This is a genomic window from Hanstruepera flava (genome assembly GCF_023634025.1).
GTDB classification, from domain to species: Bacteria; Bacteroidota; Bacteroidia; order Flavobacteriales; family Flavobacteriaceae; genus Hanstruepera; species Hanstruepera flava.
In genome coordinates this window covers 417,501-441,029 of sequence record NZ_JALJCW010000001.1, presented here as the reverse complement: position 1 = coordinate 441,029, position 23,529 = coordinate 417,501, and the positions used below count along the sequence as shown (strand labels likewise).

Below are 23,529 nucleotides of genomic sequence, written 5' to 3'. Positions count from 1 at the left end.
ATTGCAACTTTGTTTTTGTTAGTTTTAAAGCATAGTTTCGTCAAAGAAACTATGCTTTAATTTTTTAAAATGAAAAGGCCAAAACTAAAGACGAGTAATATAATCTTCATAATAGTAATTGTATTATTAATTGTACCGCAAACCAGACAACCTATACAGGTTTTTATTCACAGTGGTTTAGCTTTAATAAGCCCATCAACAATTGATAATTCAGACCAAGAAACAGTTTCAGATTATAATTGGAAGTTGGTAGATGAAGACGGAAATCCTTTTGATTTTAATAACGCCAGAGGTCAAGTTGTTTTTGTTAATTTTTGGGCAACCTGGTGTCCACCTTGTATTGCCGAAATGCCAAGTATTGAAGTCTTATACAAGGATTATAATGACAAGGTATTATTCTTATTGGTATCAAACGAAAAGCCAGAAACCATCGTAAAATTTAAGGATAAAAGAGGTTTTAGTTTTAAATTTTATAATCCTATTAATAATCCACCGAGTTATTTTGAGATCCACAGCATACCAAAAACCTACGTGATTGATAAGTCAGGAAATATAGTAGTTGATAAAGGTGGAGCTGCCAATTGGAATAGTGATAAAATAAGGGCTACTTTAGATAGACTAATATCTGAATAAAACCCTAAAAAAAGCTTTTATAAAAGTAATGGAGAATAGGGAATTCATAATTTTTAAGTCCTGAAAGAACGAGGTGTCTTCATCTAAAAATTGAAACATCGTGTTTATTGAATTCTTTTTATAAAACTGTTCAAAAATCCAAACACCCTTATCATTATTTTCATGTAATACGTTAAGAAAAATTTTGTCGTAGAATTTATATTTTTTCTTTATTATTTTTTGTGAAGGCAATTTATGGGCTTTTAGATTGCTAATTATGGTACTAACGTTTTTTTGTGTGTGCTTAAAAGCATATCCAGTAGATCCTTTAACCCATCCGCCACCTGTACCAATTTTTGTGATGTGTTTTGAATTATAATTCCAAAATTCAAAATCTGTCATAGGTATATTGCCACGCTCGGTTTCTGTAATTGTGTATTGGTCTATATTTAACTTGTTTTTTAGATAACTGGATATAGCCTCATCATAAACGTGTTCGTTAACTAGTTGTGGAGTAAAAAAAGTGTATTCAATTAAAGCTTCGGTTTCAGAAAATGGTAGTACATAAATAAAGCTGGTTGTGTTTTTGTATTGAAAACGATAGTCCATTATGGTAAAGTTGTCCGGATTAAAGCAAGGTGCCTTACTTCTTACTACAATGCCTTTAAAATGTTGATGGACTAGAACATGCTTTTTGTTAGAAAAAAAATCTTTAGGAATCCTACTGTCAAATACGTGTTGGCCTACATAGTTTTGTTTTTTACCCAATACTTTTACCTGCTCCTGTTCTTCTAGGCCATTTATGGTGTCTAAAACAAAGTGTATGTTATCCTGTTTTTTCAGTTCATTGATTGCAAAAGTGTAAAAATCTATTGAACGGATGGTTTTGTAGGTATAATCTTCTAAGTCAAGTTTTAAATTAACTTTGTGCGAATAGAAAAGGGCAGTATTCCAGGTTTTATGTGTTATTTTATCCCATTCACTAGAGCCTTTTTCCCAAAAACTCCATGTTTTATCATTTTCGGTTTTATTTTTTGAATCTATTAAGGCAATTTGTTTATTTTTAAAGAAATCGTCACGACTTAAGTTTAGTGCTAATTGTAAACCTGCCAATCCACTTCCAATAATTATATAATCGAAATGTAATAGCTTCGGCATATAGCTTTTGAAGGTTTAAAACTATTTTTTAAAGTACTTAAAAGGTACGAATAACATTCCAAAGCACTCGCCATCATGTTTTCCTAAATGCTTATGATGAATTTTATGAGCACGCCTTACACCTCTGGCATACCAATTATTAGCATTTCTGAATAGTTTAAAACGCTGATGAATAAAAATATCATGGACTAAAAAGTACGTGCAACCATAGGCAAATATTCCAAGACCTATTGGTAATCCAGCCCAAAAGTCGTTGTATTTCCAAAGTAAAAACAGTGTGATGCTAACTACAGCGTAAAAAATGAAGAATGCATCATTCCTTTCAAACCAACTGTCATGATCCTTACGATGGTGGTCCTTATGTAAATACCAAAGGAAACCATGCATAATATACTTATGGGTAAACCATGCCATAAACTCCATGAAAAAGAATGTGCCTAAAAAAATTAATATCCAAAGTAAAACCGTCATACTACAGTAAATTTAGTTGATATTTTACATAACTACGAGTAAGAAGTTCAATTTTTTTATAATTCGGTACACGAATTCTAGCGTTTTTAATTTGAAGTGCTGGAGTTTTTTTTAACTTTTTCAATAATTGCTTATAATAGCGATAAGCCACAAAAACACCAAATTTGGCTTCTATAGGCAACTGTTTAATGCCAGCTAATCCTAACTCAAAATCATTTTCAATGTCGTTTATAATAGATAGTTTAGACTCCTCGTCTAGTTTTGACAAATCTGTGTTTGGAAAATAAGATCTATTAAGAACTTCGTAATCACTTTTTAAATCGCGTAAAAAATTCACTTTTTGAAACGCTGAACCTAAATGCATTGCAGTAGATTTTAGGTTTTTATATTGTTCTTCGTTACCATTAACAAATACTTTTAAGCACATTAAACCTACTACATCTGCTGAACCATAAATATATTCTTTGTATTCCTCTTCAGTTAGATAGGTTGTTTTAAATAAATCGGTTCGCATACTTTTCATGAAAGCATTAACTAATTCAATGTTTATATTGTACTTATGATAAGTTTCTTGAAATGCATTAAGAATAGGGTTTAAGCTTATTTTACGTTCTAAAGCCAGATTTAAATCTTTTTCAAATTCCTCAAATAGCTGGGCTTGGTTATAATTGTGAAAACTATCTACAATTTCATCGGCAAACCTAACAAAGCCATAAATATTGTAAATGTCTTGGCGAATGGAAGGGGCAAGCATTTTAGTAGCTAGCGAAAACGAGGTGCTATATGTTTTAGTAACCATTTTGCTGCATGAGTGCGATACATTGTCAAAGATTGATTTCATGATTAATTTGCGTGGTGTTTATTAATGAGTTCTGCAACAAGTTTTCCTGAAATTAACGATGGAGGAACTCCAGGCCCTGGAACTGTTAATTGCCCAGTAAAATACAAATTTTTAACTTTATTACTTTTAAGTTTAGGTCTTAAAAAAGCGGTTTGCATGAGGGTATTTGCCATACCATAGGCGTTGCCTTTGTAAGAATTATAATCTTTAATAAAATCGTTAATACAAAAAGACTCTGCAAATAGTATTGAACTTCTGACGTTTTGAGAGGTTAGGGTTTCAAACCTATCCATAATTTTGGTAAAAAACTCACTTCGTAATTTTTTGGTGTCTTTAAGCCCAGGTGCTAGCGGAATTAAAAAAATTCCAGCTTCTTTACCTTCGGGTGCAGCATTGGAATCTGTAATGGAAGGGAAACTGGCATAAAACAAAGGTTCATCTGGCCATTCAGGATTATCATAAATGGAGTGTGCATGTTTATCAAAATCAACATCAAAAAATAGAGTGTGATGATTAACGTTTTTTAATTTTTTGTTAAAACCAACATAGAACAATAGAGATGAAGGTGCAAATGTTTTATTCTCCCAATATTTTTCTGAATATTGCCTGAATTCGGGTTTTAACAAAGTTTCTGTATGGTGATAATCTGCACCGCTTAACAGGATATCGCAGCTATAATTTTCACCATTTGAGGTAATACCGATTACTTTTTTGCCAAGTATTTCAATATCTTCAACAGGAGCATTGGTTTTAATTTTCACCCCCAAACTTTTGGATAAAGTTTCCAAAGCTAAAATTACTTGGTACATACCTTTTTTAGGATGGAATGTACCTAAACCAAAATCGGCATAGTTCATAAAGCTATAGAATGATGGCGTGTCACTAGGTTTGGCGCCAAGGAATAAAACGGGGAACTCTAAAATTTTAGCAAGCCTTTCATTTTTGAACGCTCTTCTAACATCTTTTTTTATAGTACTAAAAAACTGATCTAGCTTTATAATTGTTTTAAGTGTTACAAGTTCTAATGGAGATACACCAGGATTATAAACGAGATCCTTTATTGCAATGTTATAGTTGTCTTTTGCTTTATCAATAAATTTTTTGAGTAATTTTGAGCTTCCCGATTCCTCTTTTTCAAAAGCATCGTAAATTTTATCGAGTGTATTTTCAATGGTTATAAAATCGTTTTTATCAAAATAAACAGAATATGCAGGATTTAACTTTTCAAGAGTATAATATTCTGAAGGCTTTTTGTTAAAGTCTTTAAAAAAGCGTTCAAAAACATCTGGCATCCAATACCAAGTTGGACCAATATCAAAACTAAAACCGTCTTTTTTTAATTGTCTCGCACGACCACCAATGGTATTGTTTTTCTCAAAAATAGTTACATCATATCCCGCTTTAGCTAGATAGCATGAAGCTGAAAGAGATGAGAACCCTGAACCGATTATTATAATTTGCTGTTTCATTTGTTTAACAAATATATAAAAATGCTAAACAAAAAAAACATAATTTTATATTTCTTTTATGAAATTCTCGACTGAATGGTATGCTTTTATAGACTTATCTAAGTTGTTAGGGTTTATATTGTCTATTAATCGACCAAAAATTAAAAGTTTATTGTCATTTGAAAGCAGTTCAGTTTTAAACTCATTTAAGTAATCTAAAATAGCATCACCATCGGGTTTAACCGTAAAGTAAGAAATGAAAGTAATGTTGCTATATTGCTTTAAAACATCTTTCAAGCTTATTATTGGAACACTTGGTCCTAAATAAATGGTGTGGTATCCTGCTTTAACTAATTGGTAATTAACGAATAATAAGCCTAAATCATGAATTTCATTTAGTGGTAGGTACAAAACAAATGTCCTGTCGTTTACAATAGGATTCTTTGTTTGATGTGTTTCAATATTTACAAGCAGCTTTTGTTTTATTAATTCTGAAATAAAATGTTCTTGAGCAGGTGTAATGGTATTGGTTTGCCATAAAAGACCAATTTCACTCATTAATGGTACAAAAACTTCAATAAAAATATCTGAAAAAGATTTATATTTAGCTAAACCATCAAAGGTTTTAAAAAATAATACCTTGTCAAAATTTAACATAGCCAGTTTAAACATACTAATGGCATGGTCACTTTCTTGCTCTTTGGCAGAAAGTTCTTTTACTGTATTGGCTATATCTACATCATTAATCTTGGCTATTTTAGATATTTTAAAGCCATTGTTGTACAAAAAGGTTACATTCAATAGTTTTTGCAAACTTTCAAGACTGTAATACCTAATATTGGTATCTGTTCTATTAGGTTGTAATAAGTTGTAGCGTTTTTCCCAAATTCTAATGGTATGAGCTTTAACTCCCGAGAGGTGCTCTAAATCCTTGATACTGAAATTTGTTTTAATATTGTTCATTTATTTCAATAAATTATTAAACAAAAATAAATTAATTTATTGTAATCAAACAAAGATTTAGCAGAAAATTATGAAGTGCGCACGAGAAGACTCGAACTTCCACGACCAAAAGCGGTCATTAGGCCCTCAACCTAACGCGTCTACCAATTCCGCCACGTGCGCATTATTAGAAAAGAGTAAAAATAAAAAAAGTTAAGCAAATGCTTAACTTTTTTGTGACCGGGCTGGGGCTCGAACCCAGGACCCTCTCCTTAAAAGGGAGATGCTCTACCAACTGAGCTACCCGGTCATTGTTTCTCTGTAACGAGGGTGCAAATATATAATGTTTAATTAATAAAACAATACTTTTTTTAGAGATTTTTTTGTTTTTTTGTTTGGTGAGGAAGTATCTTTTTAATTATCAAATAACAACAGAAAAATGAATATTATTTTAATGGGCTATATGGCTTCTGGAAAGTCTATTATTGGTCAAAAATTAGCTCAAATTTTAGATTGGCAGTTCATTGATTTAGATGAGGTAATTGAAGAAAAAGAAAGTTTATCTGTCACAGATATTTTTAATACTAAAGGTGAAATATTTTTTAGAAAAGTAGAAAATCAGTGTTTAAGTGAAGTCCTTATAAATTCAAATAAATCTGTAATAGCATTAGGAGGTGGTACGCCTTGCTATGGCAATAACATAAATCTAATTACCAAAAACAATAATGTTACCAGTATCTATTTGAGTGTTGGAATAGCTGAATTAACTAAAAGATTGTTTCACGATAAAGCAAACAGGCCTTTGGTGGCTCATATTTCTAATTTAGATGATATGGCAGAATTTGTTGGCAAGCATTTGTTTGAAAGACTTTCCCATTATAATCAAGCAGACATTGTATTAAATGCCAATTCTGATGTTGATACCATTGTAAAAACAATTCTTTTGGAATTATTTTAAAAACACTTCATAAGGTTTTTTGTCAAGAATTACATCTACATGCTCATGTAAAGAAGTGGAAAGAGATATACCTTTAAAATCGGCTTTAACGGGATACTTTTTATGATTTCTGTTAACTAAAACAGCAGTTTTAAATTGTTTTAAAGGAACATCCAAAAAGTGCTTCACACCATAAACCAAAGTAGTTCCAGAATTTAAAACATCATCAATTAAAACTACAGATTTGTCTTTGTATTCTTCAGGTTTTAGCGATGTTTTTATGGCATTTCTAGGCGCTTTTTTGTCGATTTCAACACGACATAAAACAGGCTCGATAGGCGATATTTTTTTTAAAATAGACTTTAACTTTTTAGCCAAAACATAACCATTGCTGTCAATTCCGGCTAAAATCACTTCTTTTTCATCAACATTACTTTCATAAATTTGATATGCTATTCGTCTTATTTTGTGAATAACAGTATCATGATCAAGTATCATGTTATTAATTTCAGAATTCATAAAAAGTCATTTTTTTCAAAGATAGAATAGATATTTTAAAAAGGCATCTAATTGGCTGAATCATTTTCATCATAAAAATCATCTATATCACGCCTATCTTTTTTTGTTGGTCTACCAGTTCCTTTTTTTCGGTAGTAATCTTTAGAATACTTTAACAATTCAGTAGCAGCAAAAGCTTCTTTGGGTGTGGTGTCTGTTCTATAAATATCAACTAATTTGGCACCTACACGATTTGGAGGAATATCATTAACGGTTAAGTTATAATTAATTTGATCTTTGCGCACCTCAATTTTATCTGTAGGATAAACTTCTCGACTTGGCTTTGCTGTATCGCTATTAACACGTACATGCCCTTTTTTGCAAGCAGCTGTTGCTATGCTTCTGGTTTTAAAATATCTAACGCACCATAAATACTTGTCTATTCGCATACAATTCGTCTAAAAACTACGTTAATGTTGTTGTGCAAAATTATTTAAAAATTGTATCTTGCTCCACAAAAATAAGCAATAATGAAATTAAGAAAATTAGTACTGTTATTCATTGGACTTTTTATGGTGTTATCTTCATGTAATAATGATGACGACAGTCCTAATACTGTACCTCCTAGAGATAAAGGTGAAGTTTACGAAGAGGATTTAGCTGAAATAGAAGAATTCTTGAGTACACATTTTTTTAACTACGAAGATTTTGATTTCTCAAATCCTGATAATCCAGATAATGATACTTTTGAGATAGTTTTTGATACTATAGCTGGTGCTAATAGTGATAAGATTTCTCTAATGGATAGTCCGCAATTACAGTACAAAATTGTTGAAGATTCTGGTATTGATTATAAGTTGTATTATCTAAATGTTCGTCAAGGAAGTGGTAATGAAATTCATTTTTGCGATGAGGCTAAACTAATATATGAAGGAAGTACAACAACAGGACACGTGTTTGATAGCGCAGTGAATCCGGCTTCATTTAATTTAATTACCGTTGGGTCTTCTGCAGGTGTGGTGCCAGGTTTTCAACAAGGTGTTATTGAATTTAAAACCAGTACAAGTTTTACAGATAATGGAGATGGTACTGTCACATATCATGGACACGGAATTGGCGCAGTTTTTATTCCTTCTGGTTTAGGGTATTTTCAACAACCATTGATTGGAGTGCCGAGTTATACACCTTTGATTTTTAAATTTGACCTATACGAGCGTACACTTTTAGATCATGATGGTGACAATGTATATTCGTATTTAGAAGATTTAAATATGAATGGTGACCTTTTTGATGATGATACTGATGGAGACTTCGGTCCAAATTTTATCGATAATGAAGATGATGGAGATGGCTATTTTACAGCTGATGAATTAGGGTATAACACTTATGTCGTGGATACCAACATGGGAGAAACAGAACCTGTTTTAGCTGAAAACGAATATGAAATGAGTAGAACTGAAGAAAACGGAATTATTACAATTGAAACGTTTGTAATGCTGGATAGAACAGACGATGGAACACCAGATTTTTTAGATGTTAACACAATTCCAGAATAAGACATATTAACAAAAACAAAAAAGCCGCTTTAAAGCGGCTTTTTTGTTTTATAATATTAAGGATAAGCTTAAGATAAATTGTTCTGGTCTGGTATCAAGTCTTCCAATATTGAGGTTGTTGTCATTAATTATTGTAGCTTCATTATTGCTAAATCCACGCTCATAACGTAAATCAATACCAATTTTTTTCAAGCTAAAACCAACACCAATATTTAAGCCTACAGTAATATCATTTTCAATATCACGAATATCATTGTTATCAAAATCCGAATCAATGATATATTGAAATGAAGGTCCTGCAAAAACATTTAAAAACTCTAAAAGCTTTACACCTGCCAATAGAGGTGCATCAATTTTTTGCATTTTAAATGTGCCATCAGAATAATCACTTTTGGTACTCGTATAGACCAACTCGGGTTTGGCAAAAAGAAAACCTCCAAATTTCGCAAAAACGCCAAAGTGGTAACCTACGTTACCATCAGGATTTTCAGCAGCACTTATAGCAGATTCATAATAACTGCCATTGGAATTATAGTTGAGGCCGCCTTTAAAACCAAATCCATTTGCAGATTGGGCATGTATGCCAATCGCCATAAAAAATGTAAAGAGACATAAATAAATAGCTTTCATAATATTCGTTTTTAAATTGATTTTGTATTAAAAACGAAATATAAGGCTAATTATTTTCTTTGCATTACTCTTTCAGCCGCTGCTTGAATGGCAGCACTATTTAACCCATACTTGTCCATAAGCTGTGCTGGAGTTCCTGATTCACCAAAAGTATCTTGTGTAGCCACAAATTCTTGAGGAGTTGGTTTGTTGGTTGCTAATACTCTTGCAACGCTTTCACCTAATCCACCTAAAAAGTTATGTTCTTCTGCCGTAACTATACAACCTGTTTTGGCTACAGAATCTAGAATGGCTTTGTCGTCAAGTGGTTTTATGGTATGAATATTAATAACTTCGGCAGAAATACCTTTTTCATCTAAAGTTTTAGCTGCTTCCAATGCTTCCCAAACCAAGTGACCTGTAGCTACAATGGTAACATCGCTACCTTCGGTTAAATGAACAGCTTTACCTATTTCAAATGTTTGATTTTCTGGTGTGAAATTGGCAACTTTTGGTCTTCCAAAGCGTAAATACACTGGACCATTGTGTTCTGCAATGGCAATTGTAGCTGCTTTAGTTTGGTTATAATCACATGGATTGATAACCACCATACCAGGAAGCATTTTCATTAAGCCAATATCTTCAAGTATTTGGTGTGTGGCACCATCTTCACCTAAAGTTAGTCCGGCATGCGAAGCACAAATTTTTACATTCTTTCCAGAATAAGCAACACTTTGACGAATTTGATCGTAAACACGGCCCGTAGAAAAGTTGGCAAAAGTTCCTGTAAAAGGAATTTTACCACCTACGGTCAGGCCAGCTGCCATACCTATCATGTTAGCTTCGGCAATACCTACTTGATAAAACCGTTCAGGGTGGTTGGCTTTAAAATCGTCCATTTTTAATGAGCCAATTAAATCGGCACACAATGCAACAACGTTTTCATTAGTTTGTCCTAATTCGGTTAATCCAGCTCCAAAACCAGAGCGTGTATCTTTACTTCCTGTATTTGTATATGTTTTCATTTTAGTTGTTGATTGCAGATTAATAATCACCTAAAGTTTCTGGGTTTTGAGATAAACCAATTTCTAATTGCTCATCGTTTGGAGCCTTACCATGCCATGCATGTGTATGCATCATAAAGTCTACACCATTACCCATAACCGTTTTTAATAACACACAAACAGGTTTACCTTGTCCTGTTTTTGATTTAGCTTCCGCCATGCCCTTTAAAATAGACTCAATGTCATTACCATTTTCAATGTCTACAACCGTCCAGCCAAAGGCTTCAAATTTAGCTCTTAAACTGCCCATAGGTAAAACGGTATCTGTAGAACCATCAATCTGCTGACCATTTAAATCAACCGTAGCGATTAAATTATCTACTTGGTTACCGGCAGCATACATAATAGCTTCCCAATTTTGACCTTCCTGCAATTCACCGTCTCCATGTAAGCTATATACTAAATGTGAGTCTTTATTCAATTTTTTAGCTTGAGCGGCACCAATAGCAACAGACATACCTTGACCCAAAGAACCAGAGGCAATACGTACACCAGGTAATCCTTCATGGGTAGTTGGGTGTCCTTGTAAACGTGAGTTAATTAAACGAAACGTATTAAGCTCATCTACGGGAAAGAATCCAGAGCGTGCAAGTACGCTGTAGTAAACAGGTGAGATATGACCGTTGGATAGGAAAAATAAATCTTCACCTATACCGTTCATATCAAAATCTGTACTGTATTCCATGATGTCTTGATACAGTGTTACAAAAAATTCGGCACAGCCTAATGAGCCTCCAGGATGACCTGAATTTACCTTGTGAACCATTCGTAAAATGTCTCTACGAACCTGTGTTGTTAAATCTTCTAGTTGTTGTGTGCTTGGCATGTTTAGGTAGTTAAAATTTCAAGGGTCAAAAATAAGTTTTTATGATAGTTTATAAAAGAAAATAATTTGTATTGTTAACAAGGTATAGCTATTGTTAATAAGTTAATTTAATTACAATTGTAATGCTTAAAATATTCAGATAATTATCTTTGCGCCTTGATAGATTATAAGTCATGAAATTCAATTTATTAGGTACCGATAAGCAAACTAAAGCAAGAGCTGGTGTTATAACAACTGACCATGGAACGATTGAGACGCCTATTTTTATGCCAGTAGGTACGGTTGCTACAGTTAAAGGTGTTCACCAACGTGAATTAAAGCAAGACATTAATCCTGATATTATACTAGGTAATACCTACCATCTATATTTACGTCCTCAAACTGATATATTAGAACAGGCAGGTGGCTTGCATAAATTTATGAATTGGGATCGCAATATTTTAACCGATTCTGGCGGATATCAAGTTTATTCGTTATCAGCTAATAGAAAAATTAAAGAAGAAGGCGTAAAATTCAAGAGTCATATTGATGGGAGTTACCACACATTTACTCCAGAAAATGTTATGGAAATTCAGCGTACAATTGGAGCTGATATTATAATGGCCTTTGATGAGTGTACACCTTATCCATGCGATTATAACTATGCCAAACGTTCAATGCATATGACGCATCGTTGGCTGGATAGGTGTATAAACCATTTAGAGAAAACACCTTTAAAGTATGATTATGACCAAGCATTTTTTCCAATTGTTCAAGGAAGTACATATAAAGATCTAAGACAACAATCGGCAGAATATATAGCCAATGCAGGTGCCGTTGGTAATGCAATTGGTGGCTTATCGGTAGGTGAGCCTGCAGAAGAAATGTATGCTATGACAGAGGTTGTTACTGCAATTCTTCCTGAAGACAAACCACGATATTTAATGGGAGTTGGAACACCCATTAATATTCTTGAAAACATTGCTTTAGGCATTGATATGTTTGACTGTGTTATGCCCACACGTAATGCAAGAAATGGTATGTTGTTTACAGCTCACGGAACGATTAATATTAAAAATTTAAAGTGGAAAGACGACTTTTCACCTTTGGATGAAATGGGCATTACTTTTGTAGATACCGAATATACTAAAGCCTACGTGCGACATTTATTTACATTAAATGAATTATTAGGGAAACAGATAGCAACCATTCATAATTTAGGATTCTATTTGTGGTTGGTTCGTGAAGCCAGAAAACATATATTAGCAGGAGATTTTTCGACTTGGAAAGATAAAATGGTTAGACAAATGGATAACCGTTTGTAACAGCAATGAAGATATTAGATTGGTACATATTAAAGCGGTATTTATTTACATTTTTTGTAATGCTTTTGCTGTTTATACCAATAGGTATAACCGTGCATTTAGCTGAAAAAATTGGTAAAATTCTAGAGAATGAGGTGCCATTTAGTGAAGTAATGCTATATTTTTTAGATTTCACTATTTATTTTGCTCACTTACTGTTCCCGCTTTTTCTTTTTTTATCGGTTATCTGGTTTACTTCAAAATTGGCTAATAATACTGAAGTTATTGCATTTTTAAGTTCTGGTGTTTCATTTTCAAGGTTTTTAAGACCGTACTTAATTGGTGCATTTATAGTTTCAATTTTGGCATTAGCTTTAGGGCTGTATTTGGCTCCAAATGCAAGTAAAGGCTTTAATGACTTTAACTATAAATATTTAAAATCAAATAAGAGTCCTGTAGATAATCGTAATGTGTATAGACAGATTAACGATAACGATTATATATATGTCAGTAGTTTTGATGCTAAACAACAAAGTGGGCAAAATTTTACATTAGAGCATTTTGAAAACAACAAAATGACTTATAAAATCAAGGCTAACTCCATTCGGTTTGTAGAAAAAGATTCAACATATAAGCTTCTTTCATATCTTAAAAGAACTATTGGTGAAGATGGTGATATATTGGAGTATACCAGACGAAAGGATACCGTGTTTCCATTTGATTTAGAAGACTTAACACCTGTAGAATACATAGCTGAAACCTTACCATATGGTGAGTTAAACAGGTTTATTGAGAAAGAGGAAAAGCGAGGCTCATCAAATATAAGCCGTTATAAATTGGTTCAATATAGAAAATGGAGTTTACCGGTTTCTGTCTTTATACTTACTGTAATTGCTGTTGCTGTTTCATCTATAAAAAGACGTGGCGGAATGGGTGTTAACTTGGCATTCGGTATTTGTATCGCCATGGTTTTTGTGTTTTTCGATAAAATTTTTGGAGTTTTAGCTGCGCAATCTGATTTTCCCCCCTTAATTGCAGTATGGTTTCCTAATGTTTTATTCGGTATTTTAGCAGTTTACTTGCTTTACAATGCAAAACGCTAAACTTAAGAATTATCTGCATCTTCATGTGTTGGTATTTATTGCTGGTTTTACAGCAATATTAGGTCAGTTAATAACAATTGATGCCATTCCTTTGGTATGGTATCGTATGCTTTTTGCTTTGGTTTTTATGGCTTTATACGTTGTGTTTTCTAAAGCAAAAATTAGAATTTCTTTTCGTTCTATTTTAAAGTTGAGTTTTGCGGGCATCATTATAGCGCTGCATTGGATTACATTTTTTGCTTCAATAAAAGCGTCTAACGTATCTATTGCTTTAGCCATGTTCTCAACAGGTGCCTTTTTTGCATCGCTAATTGAACCATTGATTTATAAGCGTAAGGTTATTTGGTATGAAATTATTTTTGGGATTATTGTCATAATTGGAGTATATATTATTACCCAAAGTGAGTTGGAATACCTTTTAGGTATTGTTTTAGGAATTATTTCAGCCTTTTTATCATCATTTTTTGCTGTGTTAAACGGTAAATTTTTAGAGCAACATACGGCTACAGTTATCTCGTTTTACGAGTTTATAAGTGGAGTGGCATTTATCAGTTTGTACTTATTGTTTTCCAATTCAGGATTTAATACTGATTTCTTTATGTTGCACGTTTACGATATTGTTTATCTGTTAATATTAGCGTCTGTTTGTACGGCTTATGCTTTTATTGCTTCGGTTTATGTTATGCGCTATATTAACCCTTATACCGTAGTGCTAACTTATAATTTAGAGCCGGTTTACGGAATCATATTAGCTATAATTATTTTTCCTGAAAAAGAGAATATGAGTTTTAATTTTTATATTGGAGCTACCATTGTGATTAGTGTTGTAATGCTAAATGGAATTCTAAAAAACTCTAAAAAACTAAAAAGAAATCCAGCTTAATATTTAAAGACGATTAAAGTTTTTATATTTGTACACTAACTAAATTTAATAACAAATTTCTATGGAATATTTAGAATTTGAACTTCCTATTAAAGAACTTGAAGAGCAATTGCAGAAATGTCAAGTTATAGGTGAGGAGAGCGATGTTGATGTTACAGAAACTTGCAAACAGATTGAGAAAAAATTAATAGCGACTAAAAAAGACATATACAAAAACTTAACACCTTGGCAGCGTGTTCAAATGTCACGCCACCCAAGTAGACCATATACATTAGACTATATAAAAGCCCTTTTTGGCGATTCGTTCTTAGAATTGCATGGTGATAGAAATGTAAAGGACGATAAGGCCATGATTGGTGGTTTAGGTAAAATAGGAGACCAAAGCTTTATGATTGTTGGTCAACAAAAAGGATATAACACCAAAACAAGACAGTATCGAAATTTTGGTATGGCCAACCCTGAAGGCTATCGTAAAGCGTTGCGTTTAATGAAGTCTGCAGAAAAATTTGGAATTCCTGTAATTACATTAATTGACACGCCAGGAGCTTACCCAGGTTTAGAAGCTGAAGAGCGTGGTCAGGGTGAAGCTATTGCAAGAAATATTCTTGAAATGACACGTTTAAAAGTTCCCATTATCACCATTATTATTGGTGAAGGTGCATCTGGTGGTGCATTGGGTATTGGTGTAGGCGATAAAGTGTTGATGCTAGAGAATACGTGGTATTCTGTAATATCCCCAGAATCGTGTTCTTCAATTTTATGGCGTAGTTGGGAGTTTAAAGAGCAAGCTGCCGAAGCATTAAAATTAACGGCCAGTGACATGAAAAAGATGAAACTAGTCGACCAGATTATTAAAGAACCTTTAGGAGGAGCGCATAGCGATAGAGAAAAAACCTTTTTAGCTGTTCGCGATGCCATTTTAAAAACTCATGAGGAGCTAAAAAACTTATCACCAAAAGATTTAGTTAATAATCGTATGGATAAGTATTTAGATATGGGTGTTTTTAAAGGATAACTCCCTAATAATCATAGAAACTTAAAATCTGGAATTATTAGTTTCAGATTTTTTTATGCTTATCAACAATATTTTTAACTTATTAACAGTTAGTTTGTTAACTTATGGTTAACAATGTAGGGCTAACAATACTAAAAAAATAACATTGTTTTATTTACTTTCGTCAGCATGAAACAACCTAACCAAATAAAAGGCTACCAAGTCGATAAAAGCACAATAATAAACCTAGAAAAAGGAAAAATACCACCTCAAGCTATTGATTTAGAAGAGGTTGTGCTCGGTGCCATGATGATTGACAAAAAAGGTGTTGATGAGGTAATCGATATTTTAAGCCCTGAAGCTTTTTACAAGGAAGCACATCAGCATATATTTGAAGCGGTTTTTCAATTATTCGAAAACAGTGAGCCCATTGACTTATTAACCGTTTCAAGCCAACTTAAGAAAAATCAAAAGCTTGATTTGGTAGGTGGCGATTTTTATCTTATTTCATTAACTCAAAAAGTATCGTCTTCTGCACATATTGAGTTCCATGCAAGAATTATTTTGCAAAAATATATTCAACGTAGTCTTATAAAAATTTCATCTGAAATTATTGAAGATTCTTACGATGAAACTCAAGATGTTTTTGATTTGTTGGATAAAGCTGAAGCTAAACTGTATGAGGTTACACAAGGAAATATTAAAAAGTCCAGTGAAACCGCTCAAAGTTTGGTAATTCAGGCCAAAAAGAAAATTGAAGAAATTTCAAATAAAGAAGGTTTAAGTGGAATTCCAACTGGATTTTCAAAGTTGGACAAACTAACTTCTGGATGGCAGGATTCCGATTTAATTATTGTGGCTGCACGTCCTGGTATGGGTAAAACGGCTTTAACCTTATCTATGGCCAGAAATATTGCTGTAGATCAAAATATTCCGGTAGCATTTTTCTCTTTAGAGATGGCTTCTGTTCAATTAATTACCCGTTTGATTTCTAGCGAAACAGGTTTGTCTTCAGAAAAATTAAGAACAGGTAAACTGGAAAAACACGAATGGGAACAGTTAAATGTAAAAGTAAAAGGATTAGAAAAAGCACCATTGTTTATTGACGATACACCTTCGCTTTCCATTTTTGATTTACGAGCAAAGGCCAGAAGACTCGCATCACAACATGGTATCCGGTTAATAATAATTGATTACTTGCAATTAATGACGGCTGGAGGAAGTCAAAAAGGTGGTAACCGCGAACAGGAAATATCAACCATTTCTAGGAATTTGAAAGCTTTAGCAAAAGAATTAAGTGTTCCTGTAATAGCCTTATCACAGTTATCAAGAGCTGTAGAAACTAGAGGAGGTAGTAAACGTCCGTTACTTTCAGATTTACGTGAATCTGGAGCTATTGAGCAAGATGCCGATATTGTAAGTTTTATTTACAGACCCGAATATTATAAAATTGATGAATGGGATGATGAAGAGCGATCACCTACTGAAGGTCAAGCGGAGTTTATAGTAGCAAAACATAGAAATGGTGGTCTTGATAATATTCGTTTGAAGTTTGTTGGACATTTAGGTAAGTTTGATAATTTAGATGATTTTGATTCACCTTTTGACCAGGAGTTCCATTCTAAAATGAATGCTGCAGCAAACGATAATACATTTAAGCCAGATAATTTTCCAAGTCCAGATGATGCCTTTGGTTCTCCTGACGATAATGATGTTCCATTCTAAACTTTTTAAAGAAAGTTTTTAAAATCCTACTATGAACGAGAGACGCACCACCAATATTTTATTGCTAATTATTGTAATTCCTTTGGTTTTTTATTTGTTAAAAATATTGGGCTTTATTTTTATACCATTAATTTTTTCTATGTTTATTGCATTGCTGTTTTTGCCGCTAATGCGTTGGCTAGGAAAAAAAAATGTACCTAAAGCGGCTAGCATAATTATAGTGGTTTTGATTATTGCTGGAGGATTAAAAATTGGGGCGGAATTAGTTCAAATATCAAGCCGTGAAGTTTTAAATTCTGAAACCGATTTTTTTGTAAAGGCTGAAGAAAAATTCGACATGCTTTTACTAACAGCCCAAGAAACATTTGGTTTTCAAATAGAAGACAAAAAAAGTGTTTTAAAAGAGTTTATTCATACTGAAAATATTAGTGTAACCATAGATTTTGTTAGAAGAACTACGACCATGATTCTAGTGACTGCTTTTTTTGTGGTGCTCTGGTTGGCAGAATCTATCAACATACAAAAGGTGTTAAATACCATAGTTCTAAAACAAAAACATACTTCGGTAAAAACCTTTGTAAAAATTGAAAAAGATTTAATTACGTTCATAAAAGTTAAGTTTTTAGTAAGCGCGGCAACAGGAATAGGTACAGGTTTAGCCTGTTACTTTTTTGATGTAAGTTTCCCAATATTTTGGGGGCTTTTTGCATTCCTAATTAATTTTGTGCAGATGGTGGGATCAATAATTACAGTTGTATTACTATCAATTTTTGCTTTTATAGAGTTAGATCCAACTAGCACATTATTCTTTTTTGTGGTTTCAATTACTGGTGTTCAAGTGTTATTTGGCAGTATTTTAGAACCTATTTTTATGGGAAAATCTTTTTCGTTAAATGTTATTACAGTATTGGTTATGCTTATGCTTTGGGGTTATATTTGGGGAGTTCCGGGCTTAATCATGTCTATTCCAATAACTGTATTCATAAAAATCATGCTAGAGCAATTTCCTAATACAAGGGTTATTGCTAATTTATTATCGGGCAAACATTAGTCTTTTACTTGGTTAAAATTATTTTAAAAGCAGGATGAAGGGGTATTTTTTCAGTATATTTCACCTATGAAAAAGTTAAGCCTCATATTTTTCTTATTGGTATCGCTTAATACTTTTGCGTCTTATATACTTGTTCCTATGGATGCCGAAGGACAGCAAAACCACTTAAAGGCTTATGGAATTACCTATTGGACACTCCAACAACAACTAAAAGTAAAATGGCTTTTAAATTATAGGGGAGGTTCATTCTTGTTACCAGATACCGAACGTATTCAACGCGAATGTCAGATAAGGGGTGTGTCGTTTGAAGTATTGTCTAATGCAAGGGCAGAGTCTATTTTAGAAGAGATTAGTAGCCCTAGTAAGAATATGGAAGCGGTTGTCTTGGAAAAAGCACCAAAAATTGCGGTTTACACACCTAAAGGTAAATTACCTTGGGATGATGCGGTAACTATGGTTTTAACATATGCTGAAATTCCCTATGAAACAGTTTATGATGAAGAGGTTTTAAATGATGGTTTGTTGTTGTTTGATTGGTTGCATTTACACCATGAAGATTTTACAGGCCAATACGGTAAGTTTTATGGTAATTATAGAACAGCAGCTTGGTATATTGAAGAAAAGAAAGAAGCTGAAGCATTAGCAACGCGATTGGGATACGGGAAAGTTTCTGAAGAAAAATTAGCTGTATCAAAAAAAATACGGGATTATGTTATTGGTGGTGGATTTATGTTTGCCATGTGCAGTGCAACAGATAGTTTTGATATTGCGCTATCTGCTGAAGGTGTAGATATTTGTGAACCGATGTTTGATGGCGATCCCAGTGAACCTAATTATCAGTCAAAAATAGATTATAGCAAAACGTTTGCCTTTAAGAATTTTACGCTAGAGCGCAACCCGTTGGTTTACGAGTTTTCTTCAATTGATATGACCCAAAAACGTAGAATACCTAAAATGACAGACTATTTTACACTAATGGATTTCTCGGCAAAATGGGACCCTATTCCAACTATGCTATGTCAAAACCACACAGCTTTAGTTAAGGGATTTATGGGGCAAACCACATCGTTTACTAGAAATGAAATAAAATCAAATGTTTTGGTATTGGGTGAAAACCGAACTAATGGAGAAGCCAAATATATCCATGGAATAAAAGGAAAAGGATTTTTCACCTTTTATGGCGGTCATGATCCTGAAGATTATACACATAGAGTAGGAGACCCAAAAACCGAATTGGATTTATATCCAACATCACCAGGTTACCGTTTGATATTAAATAATGTTTTGTTTCCTGCAGCTAGAAAGAAAAAGCAAAAAACCTAAAGTAATCCTACGCCTATAGCTATTGATATTACAATAAGTAATACTGCTACTAACTTTTGGATAAATTCCAAGGTGACTTTTTTCAACATTTTATTCCCAAAATAGGCGCCAACAATAGCTGAAATTGTTGCGCAAAGTATAAGCGGAATATTATCATTTAGCCCAGATTCTAAAAAACGCGTTGAGTACATAGAGATTCTAGTGAAATCTACAAAAGCTGATATCACAACAGCGGAGCCTATAAACGCTTCCTTGGTTAAGCCAGTATTAATTAAGAAAGCACTTCTTAAAGCACCTTGATGCCCAGAAAGACCTCCAAAAAAACCACTTAAAAAGCCGCCAATTGGAAGATGCTTTTTCTTAAAATTCAACTTCTTTAAAAAAGGAAGTAACTCAATAATGGCAAAAACAATTAGGAGTATAGCTATTATTAACTTTACGGGAGTTATTGTAAATTCCTTGCTATTAATAGTGTATTTGTATAAAGGTGTTAAATCTGTAATATTTATTAATAAATAGGCGCCCAGAAAGGACGCAATAACTGCTGGAATACCAAAGTAAATAAGAACATGTCTTTTGGCATTTTTGCCCACCAATAAAAGCTTGTAAATATTGTTGAAAAAGTGAACTACTCCTGTAAGCGCAATTGCTATTTCAACAGGAAAGAACAATGAAAAGGCTGGAAGCAAAATAGTTCCCAGTCCAAACCCAGAAAAGAAGGTTAAAATTGAGGCGATGAATGCGACTAAACAAATTATTATATATTCCATTTGTCGTAAAAGTATGTTTTTTTAATTGCTTATTTATTATGCTAAAAAGATTTAACTAAATAATAAAATTAAGGCATAAAAAAACCGACTCAAGTGAGTCGGTTTTTATAAGCGAAATATGTTTTACAATAGGCGAAACGCCTTACTTTACTTTATTTACTATTGCCGCAAATGCTTCAGGGTTGTTCATAGCTAAATCAGCTAAAACCTTACGGTTTAATTCGATGTTGTTAGCTTTTAATTTACCCATAAATTGCGAATAAGACATACCGTGTTGTCTAGCTCCAGCGTTAATACGCGTTATCCATAAAGCACGAAATGTTCTCTTTTTGTTTCTACGGTCTCTGTACGAATATTGCATCGCTTTATCAACCGCATTTTTTGCTACTGTCCAAACGTTTTTACGACGTCCGAAGTAACCTTTTGCTTGTTTAAGAACCTTTTTTCTTCTGGCTCTTTTTGCTACAGAATTTACTGATCTTGGCATAATTTTAATTGTTTTTGTAGTAGGCGATTGTTTCCAATACTTTAAATGAGCCTAACTCCAGGGTTTATAAATAATTTAACCGAACTATATTACTTTAATCGTAATTGTTCCTTAATGCTGTCAACATCGTTATCATGTACTAAAGTACTATGAGTCAATGCTAACTTACGCTTTTTAGACTTCTTTGTTAAGATGTGACTTTTAAAAGCGTGCTTTCTTTTAATCTTTCCAGTGCCAGTGATTTTAAATCGCTTTTTAGCACTAGATTTCGTTTTCATTTTAGGCATCTTTCTTTCCTAGTTTAATTTATTTCGCTTATTATTTTAAACCTGAACCATTCAGGGTTTTATTTCGTCTTTTTTGGAGCGATAAACATAGTCATACGTTTACCTTCTAATTTTGGCATTTGCTCCACTTTGCCAATTTCTTCTAAATCTTGAGCCAAACGTAACAATAAAATTTGACCTTGTTCTTTAAAAACAATTGAGCGTCCTTTAAAGAATACAAAGGCTTTTAATTTAGCACCTTCTTTTAAAAACTTTTCAGCATGCTTCTTTTTAAATTCGTAATCATGATCATCGGTTTGTGGTCCAAAACGAATTTCTTTAACAACTACTTTTGAAGCTTTAGCTTTCAAAGCTTTCTCTCGTTTCTTTTGCTCGTAAAGAAACTTCTTATAATCCATTACTTTACATACAGGAGGATCTGCTTTAGGCGATATTTCTACAAGGTCTAAACCTTGTTCATCAGCAATTGCTAATGCTTGTTTTGTTGTGTAGATTCCTACTTCAACATTATCACCTACTAGGCGTATTTTTTCTGCTCTAATTTTAGAGTTAATTCTGTGTTGATCTTCCTGATTTACTCGTCTTGGAGCTTGTTTTCTTCTACGTATTGCTATGGCTTTATAATTTTAGTTTAACTTTATTTTAAAATTGTTTTAAATTCTTATTTATTTCGTTTTCAATAATTTGTGAAAAATCTTCTACACGTATCATGCCAAGATCTTCACCACCATGTTTACGAACAGATATCATGTTTTCCTGCTCTTCATTCTCACCAACAATAATCATATATGGGATTTTTTTCATTTCGGCTTCCCGAATTTTTTTACCCATGGTTTCGTTCCTATTGTCAATTAGGGCGCGAATTTCGTGATTTTCCAACAAATTTAAAACTTTTTTGGCGTATTTTTCATATTTCTCACTAATTGACAAGACAATAACTTGATCTGGAACAAGCCATAAAGGGAAATTTCCCGCGGTGTGCTCTAGCAAGATAGCCACAAAACGTTCCATGCTACCAAAAGGTGCTCTATGTATCATTACAGGTCTGTGTAACTCATTGTCACTACCTTTATAAGTTAAATCGAAACGTTCAGGTAAATTATAATCAACTTGTATAGTGCCTAGTTGCCATTGCCTACCCAAAGCATCTTTTACCATGAAATCTAATTTTGGCCCATAAAATGCTGCTTCTCCTGTTTCAACAACATAATTAAGACCTTTATCTTTAGCTGCATTTAAAATGGCAGCTTCAGCTTTTTCCCAATTTTCATCGCTGCCAATGTATTTATCAGGATTTTCCGGGTCTCTTAATGATACTTGTGCCGTAAAATTCTCAAAACCAAGAGAACCAAAAACATATAATACTAAATCAATAACATTTTTAAATTCTTCATCTAATTGATCTGGTGTACAGAATAAATGGGCATCATCTTGAGTAAACCCTCGTACTCTTGTTAAACCATGTAGTTCACCACTTTGTTCATATCTATATACTGTTCCAAATTCAGCAAAGCGTTTAGGTAAATCTTTATACGACCATTGACTGTTTTTATAAATTTCACAATGGTGTGGACAGTTCATGGGCTTTAACAGGAATTCTTCATCTTCTTTTGGAGTATGTATAGGTTGAAAACTATCTTCACCATATTTAGCATAGTGGCCAGACGTCACATACAATTCCTTTTGACCTATATGTGGTGTTACAACCATTTCGTATCCTGCTTTCTTTTGCGCATTTTTCAAGAAGTTTTCAAGACGTTCCCTTAATGCGGCTCCTTTTGGTAGCCATAAAGGTAAGCCTTGTCCAACTTTTTGAGAGAATGTAAATAAATCGAGTTCCTTTCCTAATTTGCGATGGTCACGTTTTTTTGCCTCTTCAAGTAATTCTAAATAAGCGGTTAATTCTTTTTGTTTTGGAAACGAAATGCCATAAACACGTGTCAGCTGCTTATTGTTTTCATCTCCTTTCCAATAGGCACCAGCTACACTTAATATTTTTACTGCTTTGACAATTCCAGTATTTGGAATATGTCCACCACGACATAAATCGGTAAAAGTGGAATGGTCACAAAATGTAATGGTGCCATCCTCTAGGTTGTCAATTAAATCTACTTTATATTCGTTTTTATCTTTATAATAAGACAATGCTTCTTCTTTTGTTGCTGAACGCATATTGAACTCATGTTTTCCACGAGCTATTTCCAGCATTTTGTTTTCAATAGCTTTGAAATCTTTTTCCGAAATGGTTTCCTCGCCTAAATCAATATCATAATAAAAACCGTTTTCAATAGCTGGTCCAACCCAAAGCTTGGCAGAAGGATATAATTCTTCAATAGCTTGAGCTAAAATATGGGCAGAGGAATGCCAGAAGGCTTTTTTTCCCTCATCATCGTTCCACGTATATAATATAAGACTGCCATTTTCGGTTAAAGGTGTTTTGGTTTCAACTACTGTATCATTAAATTTAGCAGATATAACATTTCTAGCTAAACCCTCACTAATAGATTTAGCCACATCCATAGGAGTGGAATTCTTTTCAACCGATTTTATGCTGCCATCAGGCAAAGTAATTTCTATCATTATATATATGTCATGTTTTGAATGGGCAAAGATAATAGTATAATTATTCTTGTACAATATATAAGATGGGAACTAAAAACA

General features: G+C 33.1%; 25 protein-coding genes and 2 tRNA genes. 10 read left to right on the top strand and 17 right to left on the bottom strand.

Annotation, left to right across the window (positions count from 1 at the left end):
• The first annotated feature begins 69 nt into the window (after positions 1-69).
• Positions 70-633 (top strand): TlpA family protein disulfide reductase, encoded by a 564-nt coding sequence (locus MTX13_RS02080; protein ID WP_250432732.1) that lies wholly within the window; start codon positions 70-72, stop codon positions 631-633.
• On the opposite strand, the gene MTX13_RS02075 is transcribed toward MTX13_RS02080, so the two are convergent.
• From MTX13_RS02075 to MTX13_RS02045, 7 genes are all read right to left on the bottom strand, one after another.
• The gene (locus tag MTX13_RS02075; protein WP_250432730.1) at positions 619-1,770 is read right to left on the bottom strand and encodes a lycopene cyclase family protein; all 1,152 of its coding nucleotides are present in this window, start codon (positions 1,768-1,770) and stop codon (positions 619-621) included. The two genes, MTX13_RS02080 and MTX13_RS02075, sit on opposite strands and share 15 nt — an antisense overlap.
• A 21-nt stretch (positions 1,771-1,791) precedes the next feature.
• Positions 1,792-2,241 carry a sterol desaturase family protein gene (locus tag MTX13_RS02070; protein ID WP_250432728.1) on the bottom strand — a complete coding sequence of 150 codons (450 nt, stop codon included), beginning with the start codon at positions 2,239-2,241 and terminating at the stop codon, positions 1,792-1,794.
• A 1-nt stretch (position 2,242) separates the two neighbouring features.
• Complete coding sequence (locus MTX13_RS02065; RefSeq protein WP_250432726.1) at positions 2,243-3,082, bottom strand: phytoene/squalene synthase family protein; 840 nt, start codon at positions 3,080-3,082, stop codon at positions 2,243-2,245.
• 2 nt (positions 3,083-3,084) lie between these two features.
• Positions 3,085-4,551: a phytoene desaturase family protein gene (locus tag MTX13_RS02060; RefSeq protein ID WP_250432725.1), complete on the bottom strand. Its 1,467-nt coding sequence runs from the start codon at positions 4,549-4,551 to the stop codon at positions 3,085-3,087.
• Positions 4,552-4,596: 45 nt separating this feature from the next.
• Positions 4,597-5,493 (bottom strand): MerR family transcriptional regulator, encoded by an 897-nt coding sequence (locus tag MTX13_RS02055; protein WP_250432724.1) that lies wholly within the window; start codon positions 5,491-5,493, stop codon positions 4,597-4,599.
• Positions 5,494-5,569: 76 nt separating this feature from the next.
• Positions 5,570-5,655, bottom strand: a tRNA-Leu gene (locus MTX13_RS02050).
• A gap of 54 nt (positions 5,656-5,709) precedes the next feature.
• Positions 5,710-5,782: transfer RNA gene (locus MTX13_RS02045), tRNA-Lys, on the bottom strand.
• Positions 5,783-5,911: 129 nt separating this feature from the next.
• Here MTX13_RS02045 and MTX13_RS02040 point away from each other — a divergent pair.
• The gene (locus MTX13_RS02040; protein ID WP_250432722.1) at positions 5,912-6,430 is read left to right on the top strand and encodes a shikimate kinase; all 519 of its coding nucleotides are present in this window, start codon (positions 5,912-5,914) and stop codon (positions 6,428-6,430) included.
• On the opposite strand, the gene MTX13_RS02035 is transcribed toward MTX13_RS02040, so the two are convergent.
• Positions 6,422-6,928, bottom strand: coding sequence for a phosphoribosyltransferase family protein (locus MTX13_RS02035; protein WP_250432720.1), 507 nt, complete (start codon positions 6,926-6,928; stop codon positions 6,422-6,424). The two genes, MTX13_RS02040 and MTX13_RS02035, sit on opposite strands and share 9 nt — an antisense overlap.
• Before the next feature lie 47 nt (positions 6,929-6,975).
• Positions 6,976-7,356, bottom strand: a complete 381-nt coding sequence (locus MTX13_RS02030) for an RNA-binding S4 domain-containing protein (protein WP_250432719.1) — start codon at positions 7,354-7,356, stop codon at positions 6,976-6,978.
• Positions 7,357-7,437: 81 nt separating this feature from the next.
• On the opposite strand from MTX13_RS02030, the gene MTX13_RS02025 reads away from it, so the two are divergent.
• Complete coding sequence (locus MTX13_RS02025) at positions 7,438-8,463, top strand: FKBP-type peptidyl-prolyl cis-trans isomerase (RefSeq protein WP_250432717.1); 1,026 nt, start codon at positions 7,438-7,440, stop codon at positions 8,461-8,463.
• A 48-nt stretch (positions 8,464-8,511) separates the two neighbouring features.
• Here MTX13_RS02025 and MTX13_RS02020 read toward each other — a convergent pair whose 3' ends face one another.
• The 3 genes from MTX13_RS02020 to MTX13_RS02010 are packed head-to-tail and all read right to left on the bottom strand — an operon-like array spanning position 8,512 to position 10,962.
• On the bottom strand, positions 8,512-9,093 hold the full coding sequence (locus tag MTX13_RS02020) for an outer membrane beta-barrel protein (RefSeq protein WP_250432716.1): 582 nt from the start codon (positions 9,091-9,093) through the stop codon (positions 8,512-8,514).
• A 50-nt stretch (positions 9,094-9,143) separates the two neighbouring features.
• Entirely contained in the window at positions 9,144-10,097 is a 954-nt protein-coding gene (locus MTX13_RS02015; RefSeq protein ID WP_250432715.1) for a transketolase family protein, read from the bottom strand.
• A gap of 19 nt (positions 10,098-10,116) precedes the next feature.
• On the bottom strand, positions 10,117-10,962 hold the full coding sequence (locus MTX13_RS02010) for a transketolase (protein WP_250432714.1): 846 nt from the start codon (positions 10,960-10,962) through the stop codon (positions 10,117-10,119).
• Between the two features lie 173 nt (positions 10,963-11,135).
• Here MTX13_RS02010 and tgt point away from each other — a divergent pair, with 173 nt between their 5' ends.
• The 7 genes from tgt to MTX13_RS01975 all read left to right on the top strand — a co-directional run bounded on the left by tgt (position 11,136) and on the right by MTX13_RS01975 (position 19,324).
• Positions 11,136-12,266 carry a tRNA guanosine(34) transglycosylase Tgt gene (tgt, locus tag MTX13_RS02005; RefSeq protein ID WP_250432712.1) on the top strand — a complete coding sequence of 377 codons (1,131 nt, stop codon included), beginning with the start codon at positions 11,136-11,138 and terminating at the stop codon, positions 12,264-12,266.
• A 5-nt stretch (positions 12,267-12,271) separates the two neighbouring features.
• Positions 12,272-13,348 carry an LptF/LptG family permease gene (locus tag MTX13_RS02000; protein WP_250432710.1) on the top strand — a complete coding sequence of 359 codons (1,077 nt, stop codon included), beginning with the start codon at positions 12,272-12,274 and terminating at the stop codon, positions 13,346-13,348.
• Entirely contained in the window at positions 13,335-14,231 is an 897-nt protein-coding gene (locus tag MTX13_RS01995; RefSeq protein ID WP_250432708.1) for a DMT family transporter, read from the top strand. Before MTX13_RS02000 ends, MTX13_RS01995 begins: the two co-directional genes overlap by 14 nt.
• Before the next feature lie 61 nt (positions 14,232-14,292).
• Positions 14,293-15,246: an acetyl-CoA carboxylase carboxyltransferase subunit alpha gene (locus MTX13_RS01990; protein WP_250432706.1), complete on the top strand. Its 954-nt coding sequence runs from the start codon at positions 14,293-14,295 to the stop codon at positions 15,244-15,246.
• A 168-nt stretch (positions 15,247-15,414) separates the two neighbouring features.
• Positions 15,415-16,950 carry a replicative DNA helicase gene (dnaB, locus tag MTX13_RS01985; protein WP_250432704.1) on the top strand — a complete coding sequence of 512 codons (1,536 nt, stop codon included), beginning with the start codon at positions 15,415-15,417 and terminating at the stop codon, positions 16,948-16,950.
• A 31-nt stretch (positions 16,951-16,981) separates the two neighbouring features.
• Entirely contained in the window at positions 16,982-18,001 is a 1,020-nt protein-coding gene (locus tag MTX13_RS01980) for an AI-2E family transporter (RefSeq protein WP_250432703.1), read from the top strand.
• 138 nt (positions 18,002-18,139) lie between these two features.
• Complete coding sequence (locus tag MTX13_RS01975; protein WP_394801242.1) at positions 18,140-19,324, top strand: asparagine synthetase B; 1,185 nt, start codon at positions 18,140-18,142, stop codon at positions 19,322-19,324.
• Here MTX13_RS01975 and MTX13_RS01970 read toward each other — a convergent pair.
• The 5 genes from MTX13_RS01970 to thrS all read right to left on the bottom strand — a co-directional run bounded on the left by MTX13_RS01970 (position 19,321) and on the right by thrS (position 23,448).
• A complete protein-coding gene (locus MTX13_RS01970) occupies positions 19,321-20,094 on the bottom strand; it encodes a sulfite exporter TauE/SafE family protein (protein ID WP_250432699.1) in 774 nt (257 codons plus the stop codon). The two genes, MTX13_RS01975 and MTX13_RS01970, sit on opposite strands and share 4 nt — an antisense overlap.
• A gap of 142 nt (positions 20,095-20,236) precedes the next feature.
• Positions 20,237-20,581: a 50S ribosomal protein L20 gene (gene rplT / locus MTX13_RS01965; RefSeq protein ID WP_104736347.1), complete on the bottom strand. Its 345-nt coding sequence runs from the start codon at positions 20,579-20,581 to the stop codon at positions 20,237-20,239.
• 89 nt (positions 20,582-20,670) lie between these two features.
• Complete coding sequence (gene rpmI, locus MTX13_RS01960) at positions 20,671-20,868, bottom strand: 50S ribosomal protein L35 (protein ID WP_250432697.1); 198 nt, start codon at positions 20,866-20,868, stop codon at positions 20,671-20,673.
• 59 nt (positions 20,869-20,927) lie between these two features.
• Entirely contained in the window at positions 20,928-21,482 is a 555-nt protein-coding gene (gene infC / locus MTX13_RS01955; RefSeq protein WP_317238875.1) for a translation initiation factor IF-3, read from the bottom strand.
• Between the two features lie 28 nt (positions 21,483-21,510).
• Positions 21,511-23,448: a threonine--tRNA ligase gene (thrS, locus tag MTX13_RS01950; RefSeq protein WP_250432695.1), complete on the bottom strand. Its 1,938-nt coding sequence runs from the start codon at positions 23,446-23,448 to the stop codon at positions 21,511-21,513.
• Positions 23,449-23,529 lie beyond the last annotated feature (81 nt).

Coding starts and splice junctions, on each gene's coding strand:
- MTX13_RS02080 (WP_250432732.1), top strand. CDS start 70: ATGAAAAGGCCAAAACTAAAGACGAGTAATATAATCTTCATAATAGTA.
- MTX13_RS02075 (WP_250432730.1), bottom strand. CDS start 1,770: ATGCCGAAGCTATTACATTTCGATTATATAATTATTGGAAGTGGATTG.
- MTX13_RS02070 (WP_250432728.1), bottom strand. CDS start 2,241: ATGACGGTTTTACTTTGGATATTAATTTTTTTAGGCACATTCTTTTTC.
- MTX13_RS02065 (WP_250432726.1), bottom strand. CDS start 3,082: ATGAAATCAATCTTTGACAATGTATCGCACTCATGCAGCAAAATGGTT.
- MTX13_RS02060 (WP_250432725.1), bottom strand. CDS start 4,551: ATGAAACAGCAAATTATAATAATCGGTTCAGGGTTCTCATCTCTTTCA.
- MTX13_RS02055 (WP_250432724.1), bottom strand. CDS start 5,493: ATGAACAATATTAAAACAAATTTCAGTATCAAGGATTTAGAGCACCTC.
- MTX13_RS02040 (WP_250432722.1), top strand. CDS start 5,912: ATGAATATTATTTTAATGGGCTATATGGCTTCTGGAAAGTCTATTATT.
- MTX13_RS02035 (WP_250432720.1), bottom strand. CDS start 6,928: ATGAATTCTGAAATTAATAACATGATACTTGATCATGATACTGTTATT.
- MTX13_RS02030 (WP_250432719.1), bottom strand. CDS start 7,356: ATGCGAATAGACAAGTATTTATGGTGCGTTAGATATTTTAAAACCAGA.
- MTX13_RS02025 (WP_250432717.1), top strand. CDS start 7,438: ATGAAATTAAGAAAATTAGTACTGTTATTCATTGGACTTTTTATGGTG.
- MTX13_RS02020 (WP_250432716.1), bottom strand. CDS start 9,093: ATGAAAGCTATTTATTTATGTCTCTTTACATTTTTTATGGCGATTGGC.
- MTX13_RS02015 (WP_250432715.1), bottom strand. CDS start 10,097: ATGAAAACATATACAAATACAGGAAGTAAAGATACACGCTCTGGTTTT.
- MTX13_RS02010 (WP_250432714.1), bottom strand. CDS start 10,962: ATGCCAAGCACACAACAACTAGAAGATTTAACAACACAGGTTCGTAGA.
- tgt (WP_250432712.1), top strand. CDS start 11,136: ATGAAATTCAATTTATTAGGTACCGATAAGCAAACTAAAGCAAGAGCT.
- MTX13_RS02000 (WP_250432710.1), top strand. CDS start 12,272: ATGAAGATATTAGATTGGTACATATTAAAGCGGTATTTATTTACATTT.
- MTX13_RS01995 (WP_250432708.1), top strand. CDS start 13,335: ATGCAAAACGCTAAACTTAAGAATTATCTGCATCTTCATGTGTTGGTA.
- MTX13_RS01990 (WP_250432706.1), top strand. CDS start 14,293: ATGGAATATTTAGAATTTGAACTTCCTATTAAAGAACTTGAAGAGCAA.
- dnaB (WP_250432704.1), top strand. CDS start 15,415: ATGAAACAACCTAACCAAATAAAAGGCTACCAAGTCGATAAAAGCACA.
- MTX13_RS01980 (WP_250432703.1), top strand. CDS start 16,982: ATGAACGAGAGACGCACCACCAATATTTTATTGCTAATTATTGTAATT.
- MTX13_RS01975 (WP_394801242.1), top strand. CDS start 18,140: ATGGATGCCGAAGGACAGCAAAACCACTTAAAGGCTTATGGAATTACC.
- MTX13_RS01970 (WP_250432699.1), bottom strand. CDS start 20,094: ATGGAATATATAATAATTTGTTTAGTCGCATTCATCGCCTCAATTTTA.
- rplT (WP_104736347.1), bottom strand. CDS start 20,581: ATGCCAAGATCAGTAAATTCTGTAGCAAAAAGAGCCAGAAGAAAAAAG.
- rpmI (WP_250432697.1), bottom strand. CDS start 20,868: ATGCCTAAAATGAAAACGAAATCTAGTGCTAAAAAGCGATTTAAAATC.
- thrS (WP_250432695.1), bottom strand. CDS start 23,448: ATGATAGAAATTACTTTGCCTGATGGCAGCATAAAATCGGTTGAAAAG.